The sequence below is a fragment of the Paraburkholderia sp. 31.1 genome (genome assembly GCF_014397645.1).
Classification (GTDB): domain Bacteria; phylum Pseudomonadota; class Gammaproteobacteria; order Burkholderiales; family Burkholderiaceae; genus Paraburkholderia; species Paraburkholderia tuberum.
The window spans coordinates 19,319-34,553 of sequence record NZ_VZQN01000050.1 but is presented as its reverse complement, the minus strand read 5'-3'; the positions used below and the strand labels follow the sequence as shown (position 1 = coordinate 34,553).

Annotated in this window: 11 protein-coding genes and 1 tRNA gene; 11 read left to right on the top strand and 1 reads right to left on the bottom strand. The window is 59.5% G+C overall.

Annotated features, from left to right (window positions below; all coding sequences use genetic code 11):
- The first annotated feature begins 65 nt into the window (after window positions 1–65).
- The 11 genes from F6X37_RS30135 (at window position 66) to F6X37_RS30085 (ending at window position 14,541) form a co-directional block, all read left to right on the top strand.
- Entirely contained in the window at window positions 66–1,232 is a 1,167-nt protein-coding gene (locus tag F6X37_RS30135) for an acetyl-CoA acetyltransferase (protein WP_187613825.1), read from the top strand.
- Window positions 1,229–2,746: an AMP-binding protein gene (locus F6X37_RS30130; protein WP_187613824.1), complete on the top strand. Its 1,518-nt coding sequence runs from the start codon at window positions 1,229–1,231 to the stop codon at window positions 2,744–2,746. Before F6X37_RS30135 ends, F6X37_RS30130 begins: the two co-directional genes overlap by 4 nt.
- 36 nt (window positions 2,747–2,782) lie before the next feature.
- Window positions 2,783–4,570, top strand: coding sequence for an FAD-dependent monooxygenase (locus tag F6X37_RS30125; RefSeq protein ID WP_187613823.1), 1,788 nt, complete (start codon window positions 2,783–2,785; stop codon window positions 4,568–4,570).
- A gap of 21 nt (window positions 4,571–4,591) precedes the next feature.
- Complete coding sequence (locus F6X37_RS30120) at window positions 4,592–5,230, top strand: VOC family protein (protein ID WP_187613822.1); 639 nt, start codon at window positions 4,592–4,594, stop codon at window positions 5,228–5,230.
- 2 nt (window positions 5,231–5,232) lie between these two features.
- On the top strand, window positions 5,233–6,552 hold the full coding sequence (gene fahA / locus F6X37_RS30115; RefSeq protein ID WP_187613821.1) for a fumarylacetoacetase: 1,320 nt from the start codon (window positions 5,233–5,235) through the stop codon (window positions 6,550–6,552).
- A gap of 195 nt (window positions 6,553–6,747) precedes the next feature.
- Window positions 6,748–8,442: an MFS transporter gene (locus F6X37_RS30110; protein ID WP_262420079.1), complete on the top strand. Its 1,695-nt coding sequence runs from the start codon at window positions 6,748–6,750 to the stop codon at window positions 8,440–8,442.
- A gap of 98 nt (window positions 8,443–8,540) precedes the next feature.
- On the top strand, window positions 8,541–10,205 hold the full coding sequence (locus tag F6X37_RS30105) for an FAD-dependent oxidoreductase (protein ID WP_187613820.1): 1,665 nt from the start codon (window positions 8,541–8,543) through the stop codon (window positions 10,203–10,205).
- 10 nt (window positions 10,206–10,215) lie between these two features.
- The gene (locus F6X37_RS30100; protein ID WP_187613819.1) at window positions 10,216–10,476 is read left to right on the top strand and encodes a DUF2783 domain-containing protein; all 261 of its coding nucleotides are present in this window, start codon (window positions 10,216–10,218) and stop codon (window positions 10,474–10,476) included.
- Window positions 10,477–10,479: 3 nt separating this feature from the next.
- Window positions 10,480–10,656: a hypothetical protein gene (locus F6X37_RS30095; RefSeq protein ID WP_184061838.1), complete on the top strand. Its 177-nt coding sequence runs from the start codon at window positions 10,480–10,482 to the stop codon at window positions 10,654–10,656.
- Between the two features lie 857 nt (window positions 10,657–11,513).
- The gene (locus F6X37_RS30090) at window positions 11,514–13,103 is read left to right on the top strand and encodes a hypothetical protein (RefSeq protein WP_187613818.1); all 1,590 of its coding nucleotides are present in this window, start codon (window positions 11,514–11,516) and stop codon (window positions 13,101–13,103) included.
- A gap of 628 nt (window positions 13,104–13,731) precedes the next feature.
- The gene (locus F6X37_RS30085) at window positions 13,732–14,541 is read left to right on the top strand and encodes a hypothetical protein (RefSeq protein WP_187613817.1); all 810 of its coding nucleotides are present in this window, start codon (window positions 13,732–13,734) and stop codon (window positions 14,539–14,541) included.
- 567 nt (window positions 14,542–15,108) lie between these two features.
- On the opposite strand, the gene F6X37_RS30080 is transcribed toward F6X37_RS30085, so the two are convergent.
- A tRNA-Sec gene (locus F6X37_RS30080) sits at window positions 15,109–15,204 on the bottom strand.
- Window positions 15,205–15,235: the final 31 nt, after the last annotated feature.

The following is a 15,235-nucleotide window of genomic DNA, read 5'->3' as shown; positions in this document are numbered from 1 at the left end:
CGACGACTGCCACCTCGGTGATGACGCGGGTAAATTTCCCAAAAGCACACTGATGGGAGAACGCGATGGGAGTGGCGATTGTAGGCTGGGCGCACTTGCCGTTTGGCCGATTCGACGGCGCAAGCCTTGAGGATCTGATCGTGCGGGCCGGCCGCGAAGCCGTGAAGGATGCGGGCCTGCAAGGCGAAGAAATCGACGGCACCTGGCTGGGCAATTTGAATGGTGGTCTGGTCCCCGATATCTTCGCTTCGTCACTGACGCTGAATTGCAGCGATGGGCTGCGATGGAAGCCGGCGGTGCGTGTTGAGAACGCCTGCGCGTCGGGCGCCGCCGCAATTTACTCGGCATGCGATGCGATTGAGGCGGGCCGTGCGCGTATCGCGCTGGTAATCGGCGCCGAAAAGATGACCGATGTATCCGGCGACGATGTTACGCGCATTCTTGGTAACTGCGCATACTCAGGCGAGGCGGGAAATCCACCCGGGGGCTTCCCGGGAATCTTCGCCTCAATCGCGCAGGACTATTTCGCGGAGTACGGAGACCATTCGTCGGCGCTCGCGCGTATAGCCGCAAAAAATCACGCGAACGGCGTCGACAATCCGTGGGCGCATATGCGGCGAGATCTCGGCTTTGAGTTCTGCAATACCGTATCTGAAAAAAATCCGATGATTGCGCCACCGCTGCGCAAGACAGACTGCTCGCTAATCTCCGATGGCGCTGCGGCACTGGTGCTTGCCTCGAGCGATGCGGCCGCAGATTTTCCTCGTGCGGTATCAATCCGTTCCCGTGTGCAGGTCAACGACTATCTGCCGCTGGGGCGCCGCCATGCTGCGTCGTTCGAAGGTCCGAAGCGTGCCTGGCGCGGCGCACTCGAGCGTGCCGGTTGCGCGGTTGACGACTTGTCGTTCGCCGAGGTTCACGATTGCTTCACCATCGCTGAGTTGCTCAGCTACGAAGCGATGGGCCTGGCCGCTGCTGGCCAGGGCCATCGTCTTGTCGAAGAAGGGGTCGTTGCCCGTGGAGGGCGACTTCCGGTCAACGCTTCTGGCGGGCTCAAAGCGAAAGGCCACCCGATCGGCGCCACAGGCGTGTCCATGCACGTGATTGCTGCGATGCAACTGACCAATACGGCAGGCGCAATGCAGGTTCCCGATGCCTCCCTCGCAGGCGTCTTCAACATGGGAGGCTCCGCGGTGGCGAGCTATGTCAGCATTCTGGAGCGCAGCCGATGAACATCGCGCGGTGGCTGCAGCGCACCGCAGCGATCTTTCCCAAGCGGCTCGCGGTTCTGCACGGCGACGAACCCTGGCTCGAATACGGGCAACTTGCAACACGCGTGGCGGCGCTAGCGGGTTTCCTGAGCGAGCAATGCGGCGTACAGCCTGGTGCTCGGGTTGCCATCTACTCCGCCAACCGTCCCGAATATCTGGAGGTGCTTCAGGCCATCTATTGGGCAGGTGCCGTTTCCGTGCCTGCTAACTGCAAGCTGCATCCCAGAGAGTTGGAGTACATCCTGGATGACGCCGGGGCCGACGTGCTGTTCGTTTCGAGCGAGTTGCTGTCGGCATTGGGCGACCTGCAATGCGGTAAGCGGCGCTGCGTCGTGTTCGGCTCGGACGAATACCTGCATGCGGTCGAATACGCACCGACCGACCTGCGTCACCGTCAGCCCGACGATCTCGCGTCGTTGTTCTACACATCCGGAACAACTGGGCGACCGAAAGGCGTCATGCAAACTCACCGGAACCTGATGGCGATGACCGCGTGCTATTGCATTGACGTGGACGACGTCAGCCCCGAAGACGCGATGGTCTACGCAGCGCCGATGTCCCACGGGGCCGGACTTTACCACTATGCGTACATCTTGCGAGGCGCGCGTCACGTGGTGCCGCGCTCGGGTGGATTCGAGCCCGAGGAGCTTGCTGCTCTGGCTGCGCGTGTCGGACCTCTCGCGATGTTCGCGGCACCGACGATGGTCAAACGGCTTGTCGATCACTTCCGCGCGGTCGATGCCGATCCCGCCGGCTTCAAGACGATCATCTATGGCGGCGGACCGATGTACGTGAATGACCTACAGCAGGCTTTGGAAGTGTTGGGTCCGCGCCTTGTGCAAATCTATGGGCAGGGCGAAAGCCCGATGACAATTACTGCACTCGGACGTCACCACCTCTCAGATCGGAAGCATGCTCACTGGTTGGCCCGTGCCGCTTCCGTGGGTGTCGCACAGTCGCTCGTCGAAGTCGACGTCGTGGCGCGAGATGGAAGCTCCGTTCAGAAAGGCAAGACGGGCGAGGTCGTAGTGCGCGGCGCCGCCGTCATGTCCGGCTACTGGAACAATGCGTCCGCTACGCGCGACGCGATCCGCAACGGCTGGCTCTATACGGGCGATACCGGCAGTCTCGACGAGGACGGGTTTCTCACGCTGAAGGACCGATCGAAGGACCTGATCATTTCCGGTGGTTCCAACATCTATCCGCGAGAGGTAGAGGAAACGTTGCTGGCCCATCCGTCGGTGTCGGAAGTGTCGGTAGTGGGACAGCGAGACGACGAATGGGGTGAGGTGCCCGTGGCTTTCGTGGTGCTTCACGCGGGCCGTCAAACGACCCGCGACGAACTGGACGAGTGGTGTGTGCAGCACATTGCACGCTTCAAGCGCCCGAAACACTACCGGTTCACCAATGAGTTGCCAAAAAACAGTTACGGCAAGGTATTGAAAACGGAGTTGCGCGCCCGGCTCGGCCAGTAGCCGTTGCGCAAGCTTCTGAAGATGAGGAGAGCAATCTTGAAACAAGTCAATGTACCGGTACTGATCGTCGGTGGAGGCGGTTGCGGGCTGAGCACATCTATTTTTTTGGCCAACCTTGGCGTTGAATCGCTGCTGATCGAGAGGCACCCGCAGCAGTCGCCGATGCCGAAGGCGCGGTACCTGAATCAGCGCACGATGGAGGTGTTTCGTCAATACGGCCTTGCCGACGCAATCTACGCGCGCTCGTTGCCGATCGAATACGTCAGCAAGATGCGCTGGTGCACGAGTCTGGGCGGCGATCGCCCTTGGGACCGCAAGACGCTTTACGAACTCGAAGCCTGGGGCGGCGGTTCCCTGGCGTCGACGTATCAGAAAGATAGTCCGTGCCAGAGCACCGTTTATCCGCAAGTCCGCCTTGAGCCGCTGCTAAAGGCGCATTCGGAGCAGATGGATGGTGCGCAGATGCGCTTCGGTCACGAGTTGCTGTCGATCGAGCAAAGCGGGACCGAGGTCATCGCGATCGTGCGTGACCGTATCGCTGACGAAACCTATCAGGTTCGCGCGCAGTACGTCGTTGCTGCCGACGGTGGCAAAACGGTCGGTCCTTGCGTCGGTGCGCGTCTTGAAGGTACGCCCGAACTGCTGGAGATGGTCACCGTGTATTTCGCGGCAGATCTCTCGGCCTATATCGACGACGACAACGTCAGCACGTTCTGGTTTGCGAATCCCGAAGGCGACACCAAAGCATGGGGTAGCGGCGTGCTGGGCAAGTTGGGCCCGACGCGGTTCGACCGTCGCTCAGAAGAATGGATGTTCCACTTCAGTTTCAAGCCCGGCAGCAGCGAAAATTACGAGGCGGCTACGCTCGTGCCTCGCATCCGCGCATTGTTGAAGATTCCTGATCTCGACGTTAGCGTGCTCAGCGTCGGCAAATGGATCGTGCAAGGTGTGCTGGCTGATCGCTATCGGTTTGGCCGCGTCTTTCTGGCAGGCGATGCCGCACATAGACACACGCCCACGACGGGGCTTGGCCTGAACTCCGCTGTGCACGACGCACAGAATCTGGCATGGAAACTGGCTGCCGTGATTCGGGGCCGGGCCGGCGCCGGGTTGCTTGACAGCTATGAGAGCGAACGTCGCCCGGTCGCCGAGCGCAACGTCAACTGGGCACTGTTCACGTTCGGAAATTATCAGGTGACGAACGCAGCCATCGGCATCGTGCCGGGCGATCCGCGGGGCAGCGAGGCAAACTTCAAGGCCTTGCTCGCCGAGGGCGACGACGCAGATGCACGACGTGCCCGGTTCAATGAACTGATGAAGGTTCACCAAACCGAATATCAGGCGCACGACCTCGAAATCGGCATCCGGTATGACACCGGTGCGCTCGTGAGCGACAACACATCGCCTCCGCCTCGCGACCCGCTCGGTCAACGCTTCGTTCCGACCACGCGCCCCGGCCATCGCATCGCGCATGCATGGCTGGCGCGCGGGGCGCAGAAAATTTCCAGCCTTGATCTCGCACGGGCTGATCGCTTTGTGCTTATTACCGGCCGGCCGGACGTCTGGGAAACGGCGGCAAAGGAGACCACTGACAGGCTCGGTATGCCCGTCGAGGTGGTGGTCATCGCCGACGACGCACAGGTAAGCGATCCTTCGGGCGAATGGCGCAACGTACGCGAAATCCAGGATGACGGCGCAATCCTGCTGCGCCCGGATCAGCACGTTGCGTGGCGCTGTACAACTGCTCCAGTAGGTGTCGATCTCGCGCAGTGCCTGACGGACGTGCTGGCACAAGTCATCGATCGCGCCCCCGTGCCGGTCTAACTACGACAGATAGGAGTCGATATGCAAACTTCCACATTAGCATCGCGCCGCTCGGCCTCCGAGCTGGGACTGCGGCCGAATATGCTCAATCACTATGCACGCGTCACGCATGACGTCGGTGCGACTGCCGACTTTTACGGCCGCATCCTCGGAATGGAACTCGCGAGCACGATCATGGATGATCACGTGCCGTCTACGGGTGATGCCTTTCCCTATTTCCATATCTTCTTCCGGATGGCGGACGGATCAACGATGGCGTTCTTCGAATGCACCGATTTGCCTTTGCCCTCGTCTCCGTCGCATCCCGCCTACGACGTCTTCGACCACATCGCGCTTGAAGTGAGCGATACGGCCGAGCTCATGCGCTGGAAGGAATGGCTGGTAAGCCAGGGCGTAGATGTACTTGGCCCCGTCGATCACAAAGGCATTATTCAGAGCATCTATTTCAGGGACCCGAACGGATATCGGCTTGAGTTGACGACGCCGATCGATCCTGCATGGAACCAGCACACTACCCGGGCGCAGGAAGATCTTAATCAATGGCTCGCCGCGAAAGCAGCGGCGCAAGCCGAAGGCCGGGACGTCTCCGCCGCCATGATTGAGTTGATCGGACAGATTAAGCGCAAGCGCTACGAGACCTCTGCGGAAGGAAATAATTGAACATGACCCGTTCCAATCACACCCATGACGTTTCACGGAAGAGCTGGGTCCGCTCAGCCAATGACGGCGCGACGGATTTTCCAATTCAGAACCTGCCCCACGGCGTATTCCGGCGGGCTTCGGGAAATGAAAATTTCCGCGGCGGCATCGCGATCGGCGATCAAATCCTCGACGTAGGCGCTGCTCTGGCAAGGAATCTTTTTCCGGCAGAAGCGCGTGAGGCAGCGCAGGCGGCTGCACGTGCGCCGCTCAACGATTACATGGCGCTGTCGCCCGACAAGCGAAGCGCTGTGCGCTCGGCTGTGTCGTTCCTGCTATCTGAGGACTGTCCTCAGCGGAAGGAGGTTTCCGAATGCCTCGTTCCGCAGGCGGACGCTGAATACGCTCTTCCGGCGCGCATCGAGAACTTTTCCGACTTTTACTCGTCGCTCAGCCATGCGACAAACGTCGGCCGTCTGTTCCGCCCCGACAATCCGATCTTGCCAAACTATCGCTGGCTGCCGGTAGGCTATCACGGCCGTGCGTCCTCGATTCGTGTGTCGGGACAGGATTTCCGCCGGCCAATCGGTCAACTGAAGGACCCGAGCAGCGCCGAGCCGGAGTTTGCGCCCTGCCGGCGACTTGATTACGAAGCCGAGCTCGGTGTACTCATCGGACAAGGAAACGAACTCGGCACGGCCATTGACATCCAGAATGCTGACGCGCATGTATTCGGCGTTTGCCTGTTGAACGACTGGTCCGCGCGCGACATTCAGTCATGGGAATATCAGCCGCTGGGGCCGTTCCTTGCGAAAAGCTTTTTCACCAGCCTGTCGCCGTGGATCGTGACGCTCGAGGCGCTCGAGCCGTACCGCACCGGCTTCTCTCGGCCTGAAGGTGATCCTGCGCCGATGCCGCACCTTTGGAGTCCGGAGCTGGCGACACGTGGTTCGATTGATATTCGAGTCGAGACCCTGTTGCAGTCAGCGCAGATGCGAACCAGCGGCGCACCTCCGGCGAGCTTGTCCATCTCGCGTTATCCGGACGCTTATTGGGCAATGTCACAACTGATTGCACATCAGACATCAAACGGGACGAATCTTTGCCCAGGCGACCTGCTCGGCAGCGGGACGCTCTCAGGCCCCGATCCGGCTTCGCGCGCCTGTCTTCTTGAACTCACGGAAGGCGGCAAGCATCCGTTCACGTTGCCGGGCGGAGAAACCCGCACGTTCCTGGAGGACGGCGACACAGTCATCATGCGCGGATGGTGCGAACGAGACGGCTATCGTCGCATCGGGTTCGGTGAGTGCCGCGCGACGGTGCTTCCCGCGCGCCGGCCGTGACGGGTGACGTGAGGATGTAAGGAGCGGCGGTGGCCTTGGCCCACCGCTGGTAGGAAAACATGAACCGTATTGTCCGTAAGAGATAAGCGGCTACCCAGGAATCACCTGGATCGGTGAAGGACAAGGCAACCCAGTGACATGCCCAAAGGGTTTGGTCCAAAGCCGGTCCACCATCGTCCGGATGGAGGAGACACAATGAGATCCGATCAAACCGCCGCGAGCCTCGCGGCAGGCACAGCTTTGCCTGAACATTCCGCAGGAAAGCGCTCGGGCGCGAGCCTTTACCAGATTGTGGTTGCTGCATCGCTTGGATCGTGCTTCGAGGCGTACGATTTGTTCCTCGTCGGCACTATGGCTGCCGTGATTGGCAAGCAGTTTTTTTCCGGTGTCAATCCCGCGCTGTCGCTGATCTTTACGTTGCTCGGATTTGCGGCAGGCTTTCTCGTCAGGCCGCTTGGCGCGATGGTCTTCGGCGGCATAGGCGACCGGCTCGGTCGAAAACAGGTTTTCGTCGTGACGGTCGCGCTGATGGGACTCGCGACCGTGCTCATCGGTCTGCTGCCGACATACGCAACCGTCGGCGTCCTCGCCCCCGTTATGTTCGTCGGGCTGCGGCTTGTGCAGGGGTTCGCGTTGGGCGGCGAAAATGGAGGGGCGATGGTGTACGTCGCGGAACACGTTCCGGCAAATCGGCGTGCCTTCTATACCTCGTGGCTCCAGATTGCACCGATCGCTGGTCTGATTCTCTCTCAGTTGGTCGTGCAGGGCACGCGTTCTACATTTGGCGAGGCGGCTTTTCTTGAATGGGCCTGGCGTGTGCCGTTCGTGCTATCGCTGGTTTTGCTGGCGTTGTCGTTGTGGATGCGTACCCGCATGGGCGAATCACCTGAATTCGAACGCCTGCGCAACGAACACCAGGTCTCACGCGCGCCGCTCAGGGAAGCGTTCACCGGTCGTCGCAACATCGTCGCAATGATCTGTTCGCTGTTCGCTCTTGGACCCGGCGCGGCGGTGACGTTTTACAGCGCATTTTTCTACACGCCATTTTTCCTGACTGAGGTGCTGCGAGTTGAGCCCGCAACGGCCAATACGCTTTCAATGTTCTCGCTCGTCGTGTCGGTTCCGATTTTTCTCGGTTTCGGGGTGCTGTCCGACAAGATCGAGCGTAAGACAGTAATCTGCACAGGTTTCATTCTAGTTGTCATTTGTTATCCGGCGATCTACCGCGGCCTGACGCATTTTGCCAATCCGGCGCTGGAACGCGCCATTGAGACGGCGCCCGTCGCGGTCGTGGCCGATCCGCACGAATGCTCGACGCAATTCAATGCACTCGGAACGTCGAAGTTCCATACGTCCTGCGATCTCGCGAAGAGTGCGCTTGTCCGCGCCGGCATCAGCTACACGAATGAGACAGCGAGCGCGGGTGCCGGTGCAATCATCAGGGTGGGCGATAAGGTCGTCGCTTCTTACGACAGCAGCGGGCCGGACGCCCCAGTCAAGGCTAAAGCTTTCGCCGCCTCGCTGCGCGGTGCGCTGGACTCCGCCGGATACCCGCAGAAGGCCCCGGCGCACGGTGTGAATCGGCCAATGGTCTTCCTGCTGCTGGTCGCCCTTGCCACGTTTGCAGCCATGACCTACGCACCTTTGGCAGCGGCCATGACTGAACTGTTTCCAGCCAGGATTCGCTTCACCGCGCTTTCCGTGAGCTACCACATTGGTTTTGGCTGGACTGGAGGATTTCTTCCTGCAGCGGCTTTCGCGATTGTCGCGGCGAACGGGAACATGTATGCAGGATTGGCCTATCCCAGGGTGGCCGCCCTGATCGGCGCAATTCTTGTCGTGACGTTCATGCTGGCAGCACGCACGGGAAGTCTGAAGCACGAGACGTGACACGAGGGGTTGGCGTGGCGGGCGGGCGCCGGGTCGGCGTTGCATGGCGTGGACCTGGCGGTGCGGTTACGCAAGGTTGTAATCTGGAGACATTGACAGTGCATAGTACCTATCAGTACGAGAAATTCGAATTTGTGCGTCCGCCTGAGCTCAATGGCGTTCCCCATGGGCACTACCCGGTGGTCGTGGTCGGCGCCGGTCCGGTTGGTCTCACTACCGCTATTGACCTGGCCGCCCAGGGGACGCCGGTGCTTCTCCTGGACAACGACGACACTGTTTCACTCGGCTCACGCGGGGTGGCGTACGCCAAACGCACGCTCGAGATCTTCGACCGACTCGGCTGCAGTGGGTCGATGATGGAAAAGGGCGTGTCTTGGAACGTCGGCCGTACATTCTTTGACGAGACGGAAGTTTTTAACTTCAATCTCAGCCCGGAGCCCGACCATCATCGGCCGGGCATGATTAACCTTCAGCAGTACTACCTCGAAGAGTTTCTGCTTCGACGCGCTCGCGAGTTGCCGAATCTCGAGATCCGTTTCAAGAACGAGGTGATCGGCGTTATGCCGCAGGGCCATGAGGTGACGCTTCAGGTCAGGACCCCTGCGGGGGACTACACCTTGGATACGGAATGGCTCGTCGCTGCGGACGGCGCGCGCAGCCCGATCCGCACCCTCCTTGGGTTGGACATCGACGGGAAAATCTTCAAGGATCGGTTCCTGATTGCCGATGTGGTCATGAACGCCGACTACCCCACGGAGCGGTGGTTCTGGTTCAATCCGCCGTTTCACCGTAATCAGTCGGCGCTCGTACACCGTCAGGCCGACAACGTCTGGCGGATCGACTTCCAGCTTGGCTGGCAGGCCGACCCCGAAGAGGAAAAGAAGCCAGAGAATGTCATCCCGCGCATCAAAGCGATGCTGGGCGACGACCGAGAGTTCGAGCTCGAATGGGTGAGCATCTACACGTTCCAGTGCCGGCGCATGGGCAGCTTCAACCATGGCCGCGTGCTTTTTGTCGGCGATTCCGCGCATCAGGTTTCTCCTTTTGGGGGGCGGGGTGCCAATTCGGGCATACAGGACGCCGACAACCTGGTATGGAAGCTCAAGCTCGTTATGGAAGGCAAGGCGCCGTCGGCGCTGCTCGACACCTACACGGAAGAGCGCGGGCTGGCTGCTGACGACAACATCAGGAACTCGACGCGCTCGACGGATTTCATTACCCCGAAAAGCAACATCAGCAAAACGTTCCGTGATGCTCTACTGGGGCTGGCCGGGGAGCAGCCTTTTGCACGGGCGCTGGTGAACTCTGGCCGTCTCTCGGTGCCCACCATCCTGATCGACTCGAGTCTTAACACGCCGGATGCGTCAAGGTTCGCCGGCAACATGGTGCCGGGGGCGCCGATGGCCGATGCGCCGGTGACCGGTGGCGGTCAATCATGGCTGCTCGGTGCATTCGGTGACCGCTTCGCGCTACTCCTTTTCACGAAGGACGCGTCAGCGCTCGATGCGGCGACTGTTCAGGCGCTCGTCGAACTTTCGGATGCGCCGATTCCGGTCGAAGCGGTTGTGGTGGCGGAAGGTGGCAGCGCCCCTAGCGGCATTCCCACGCTCATCGACGTCAAGGGGCGCATCCGCGAGCGATACGATCTCGCTCCCGGGAGCGTCTATCTAGTGCGGCCCGACCAGCATGTCGCGGCACGCTGGCGCGAGCTTGACCCGATGAAGGTACGGAGTGCGATTGCCCGCGCGACGTGCAACGATTGAAGGACTCACAATGGCACTGACTACGCAGCCCAATTTTGCTGAACCCGGCAAACGCTATTTCTATTCGTTCGTTCCCGGCGACGATTTTTACGAGGCGCTCATCGATGCTCATCGTGACCTCACCGATGAGCAGAGTTCAACGCTCAACGCGCGGCTGATCCTGCTGCTGGCCAACCACATCGGCGATCTATTAGTGCTGCGCGAGGCGCTTGGTATCGCGAGGGGAAAAGTGGAGACCACCGGCAACCTCGAACCTTCCGCGGAGCATTGATCCATGAGCGGATCCAATGATTTGATGCAGGCTGAATGGCGTCTGACGGATTTTGTGCATGGGTTTGATGCCTCGCATGCACCGGAACAGGCACTCGCAGTCGTGCGCAACATGCTTTTGACGACCCTCGGGCGACGACGGGCGAGCAGCAATAACCCGGAGGCTGTCGGAAAGCACTGAAGTGTTTGCAATATCAGCCGCCTGATGAATTTCTAAGGAACTCGATAGCAAATTCAGTTGCACGCCGCGAGAAGAAACGAAAACCCGCGTTGCCTCTAGCTGCCCGCGTGGACTCTGAGCGGTAGGCGGCTGTTGATTGTTGTGAAGCGGACAAACCGACGTCCCGTATGCGTAGGCTTCGGGCGTCGCCTAATGGCCGATAGGACCTGTTCGATGAGCGTTTTTGAGATCCGACGTTGGAATCCTCAACGCCGGCTTTCCGGCGACTTGCGTGAACGCGTACTGCCGGCCAATAGTTGCCATTCGCGCAACACAGAAGGCCGCCATTGCAATGGCCGGTTCACTTCGGAACCCGCCGGATGCCGGATGGAAGGAAGTCGGCCTTTGCCTTCGTTCGAGAGTCTGACGTGCTCAGGCAGCTGTGCTTCATCTTCCGGCCGTTCGCACATTTATTTCGCCGTGCTTGCCGGATAGCAAAACGAGCCGTTTAGATGGGGGGCAGCGAAATCCTAGCCATGTGCAAGTTTAGATGACGGAAAGTTCGTTGACGAGCCGGGAGTAACTGCTCCTCGCTTCTTGGCGTTAAATGGCCGGCGCAGTTTACACGTGGAATTCACGGTGGGCAAGTTCGGGCAGCGGTTTGATCGCTAAGTGAAACTATCTTGCAATTTGATTTACAGAAGCTAAGCTGATTAGCATCGAAAGCGCATACAGACCAGTCCCCGCGTCTGCCCACATGTAACGTTCGCCCGCAGCGCCCCTTAGAAACAGCCATCGGCGCTCGCAATCCATCCGCTTGAACGGCAGAGAGGAACTTCAGACCGCCGGTTTTCGAAACCCACTACATGAGGTCGAAAATGAAGCCTAAAGCGGACAAACACCAAAACCGTGATCGCGGCACGCATCAATCGTTCCAGGTTATAGACTGGGGAAAATTAAGAATGGAATCCCCCGTCGCAATCGCGACACGTCTACGCGGGGTGCAAACCGGCGTCTTGCCGGTTGCCAGCCTAGAAGGGTTAGTTTCTTCAGAAACTTTAGGAAAACTACTCAGCCGCGATTGGGTCACATTACCACGGGCGGAGCATGGTGCGCGCACACGCGGGAATGTGCCGATGGCGTCGTCGCTTGTCGTAACCGGCTCAAAGAGCGCAGTCGCCACACTTACGACGACAACCGTAGTAACGGATCCCAAACCCAGTACCTGGGGTGCGGTGATGGGCGTGGCCCAAGGTACATTCACGCCCGAGTATCAGCCACAGAGGATCGACTTCGGTGAACTAATGCCGGAAGAAAAACGAAGCGCTCGTATCACGTTGACCTCGCCGAACGATACAACATTGAACGTGGTGTGGGCCGATCAAAGTCATGCGCCCGAAAACCTCCTCCTCCCGCGGTTCACAGTTGACCGACTGACAACCTATACGCATGTCTGGAAGAATTTCGGAAATAAGTTCGCCGTTGTTCGCGAAGTAGACCAGACCACCACAGAAGGATCAATTGACATACGCGAAGGTCAGGACATCACAATAGACGTCAGTTTCGCGTCCGGTCCGGATGAAAACGACCGATTTAATAACACGCTTCAGGTTGCGGGACCTTCGGCACCGTGGACGGTCCGCATTCCTGCTCAGGCGCTCGTCACATTACTAGGGGATACTGGGTCTGTCGTTGTCACTGTGGACGGAGGATTCGAAGCGCTTAAGGGGCAGCAAGTCAATGCGAACGCAACGTTGATCCGGATCGGAGGCCCAGCTGAAGCGATGGATGTGACGATTAGTGGTGACTTCCTGCCTAACGGCGTCACCATGACCAATGTCACCACCACGCTCGGCCAAGGTGAGGAGCGCACCATCCCTTTGCAATTTAACGTGGCGCAGAATGCACCTCCGATGCGAGGGTTCGAAGCGTTGCTCGGAGTAAGTTGGCAGACTGGCTCGCGGGAACTTGGGATTGGCATCAGTGTTTACGACCCGCTGCTCTACAGCAAAGCAGACATAAACGCAGGGTCCATGACCGGCACCATCGAGGTAACGATCAAATCCGATGGTAGTTGGAGTTGGCATGTGTCTATGCAGGAACACGGCAAACTCGTTGGCGAAAACTACATCATTGCATTTGGCCTTGTCGTTCCGGGCGACGAAGGAAATTTGGGCCTTTACAAAACAACACGTGGAGCACTTGCGGCCGTCTTATTACCCGGCGATTCCAGTAGAACGGTTGATGAAGCTGGCAGTCACCCAGACATCCTCGAACACTTCTTCGAACTAGTCGACGCAGGAGTCTACTTCGAGGCAGACACTCAGGATAACCCTCTGCCGCTTCTTGCATTTATTGTAGGGGCTCTTTTTACGGCTGGCGCTGTCGGATTTATCAAAGATCTTGCGGCCCCCGTTGACTCTCCCGTACAACCAGTATCGCAACCTCCACCACCGGCAAACCCATGAGGCTGTCTTTGGTTTGATCGGAAGGCACAAGTGGCATGCATTTGTTGACAGCGAGTGGACAGCGCGACCGACAGACCGCCCGCGAGTGTTGCAGATAGGTTCGGTTGCCTAAACCGAGAAAGCAAAGTGACGAGCGTCAGGCGATGGGCGAATGACCGGTGCATCCCGCAGGCAAGATGTTAGTGCGGCAAAGCGACGATCGAGCTACGGGTCGAAAGTGTGTGATTCGGCCAATGCAGGAAGCGGCCCGCCCCGCGACGCGATGCCGCCAACGTCTGCAACCCGCCGAATTGCTGACGTAGAAGCGAGCCTCGTCGGACGTCGGCAAAGGCCTAGGGCAGCTTCGGGTCGAACTCGGCCAGATGCACCAGGCTAGACTCGGCCGACAGTTCGTGAAATATTCGAGAACCTGGCCGTCCGAAAACACATCTAGTTGACGTGAAATGCCTACACAGCGCCTACACAGACTCCAGAAAACAAAAAGCCCAGTCGCGAGGACTGGGCTTTTTGCTTGAAACTTGATGGTGCCGGAAAGAGGAATCGAACCCCCGACCTTCGCATTACGAATACTTTTTGATGCACTAGCGAATCGCAATTATATCAGGAGTACGCAACGAACGATTCGAGAGTGAACGATCTGTTGCCGTCTGACGGCTTCGCGACGCCGCTCCTGCGTCTACTACGTACCGACCGCGCGGGCGTCCCTGCGCGTCTGTATGCGATCCCCGGCGCTGTCGGCGGTCCAAATGCCTGCTCGCGCAGATCAAGCCTGCTACCGGCGCGCGGATGGACGTCGCGTAGAATGGCCGTCGCGCAACTACTGACTCCGATGCTTTACTTCGATCCCGACCATCTCGCTGAACTCGACCGTGAGGCCATTGCGCGCTATCACGCGATCCCGCGGCTGAATGATGATTACCGGCTGCACACTGAACTCGGGCCCCAACCGTTCGAGGGCGATGTCGCGAATGCGAGCATCGTCATCCTGATGAACAACCCCGGCTTTGGCGATACGAGCAAGTTCGAGGATCACCGCTTCCATGTCGACGGCTGGCCTTACGCCTCGCTGCATCCTGATGCGCCAAGAGGTATGCACACCTACAGCGCGCCGCGCTTTGCCGACCTCATTGCCGAGTTCGGTGCGCAGCGCGTGTCGGGCCGCGTTGCACTTCTTCAGATCCATCCGTGGGCGAGCGTCGCGCTGGACCGGTCGAAGCGGTTGGTGCTGCCTTCGATGATGCTGGCACTCAATCACGCCCGAGCGGCGCTATTGCGCGGCGCACTGGTAGTCATTGGGCGGGGCGCATGGTACTGGCTCCCGGCATTGGGGCCGGCGGACAGGCCGCTATTCGTCCACCAGTTTCCGCGTAGCGTCTACTGGAACCGCTCGTCAGTCCCGAGCGAGATTTACGAACAGATGCGCGAACGTCTTGCATAGCCATCACGAGCCCGGTGGCGCCTCGTGGCGACGTAGGCAGGTCACCGGGTGGGGGTGCAAAAAGATTTACCGGTCTCACCGGAAACCTCGGGCGAAGGTTTTCTTTCCACCGGCGCACTTCGATAACGGGGGCCGGAACGCGCCCGCACCCGCAACGCACGCCGCCGGTGTGCCGACCGCAACCGATGTTGATCGGGCAGCAACCGGCCAGGAAGCGTCATCCGACCGCACCGTCGTTCCGACATTCGGACGTCGGCATGCACCGGTTTGCAGCCGCTCGCATGGCGACGAGGACGAGGAGCGGTCAATCGCTGCGCGATGACATTGGTCGATGAGGCGAACTGGGCCTGTCGCGGTCACACATTCGCGAGCCGAGGCAACGGACTGTGAGGACAGCCCGCTTCTTGGGTCCGCTGCTAGAGGGGGAACAATCGCTCACGTAACTCTTCGCACGCGCCATCTAGACCAGGAAAAAGCGAGCCTGCCGTTATACCCATCAGCGCCAGTTCGCTCATTACCTTCTCCCGTTCCTTAACAAAGGCTCCATTGAATCCCGGGAAATCCTTGTGGCGGAAGGCAGCCGGAGTCGAACCGACCCGAGAGCGTCTGACGCCCCCAACTGGGTTTGAAGCCCAGCCGCACCACCGGATACGAATGCCTTCCTACGGTGATTGAATGACGCGAGCCCGATAGA

Bases quoted from the DNA above. Each gene is read 5' to 3' on its own strand.
- F6X37_RS30110 (WP_262420079.1), top strand. From the start codon at position 6,748: ATGAGATCCGATCAAACCGCCGCGAGCCTCGCGGCAGGCACAGCTTTG.
- fahA (WP_187613821.1), top strand. From the start codon at position 5,233: ATGACCCGTTCCAATCACACCCATGACGTTTCACGGAAGAGCTGGGTC.
- F6X37_RS30090 (WP_187613818.1), top strand. From the start codon at position 11,514: ATGAAGCCTAAAGCGGACAAACACCAAAACCGTGATCGCGGCACGCAT.
- F6X37_RS30130 (WP_187613824.1), top strand. From the start codon at position 1,229: ATGAACATCGCGCGGTGGCTGCAGCGCACCGCAGCGATCTTTCCCAAG.
- F6X37_RS30120 (WP_187613822.1), top strand. From the start codon at position 4,592: ATGCAAACTTCCACATTAGCATCGCGCCGCTCGGCCTCCGAGCTGGGA.
- F6X37_RS30095 (WP_184061838.1), top strand. From the start codon at position 10,480: ATGAGCGGATCCAATGATTTGATGCAGGCTGAATGGCGTCTGACGGAT.
- F6X37_RS30135 (WP_187613825.1), top strand. From the start codon at position 66: ATGGGAGTGGCGATTGTAGGCTGGGCGCACTTGCCGTTTGGCCGATTC.
- F6X37_RS30100 (WP_187613819.1), top strand. From the start codon at position 10,216: ATGGCACTGACTACGCAGCCCAATTTTGCTGAACCCGGCAAACGCTAT.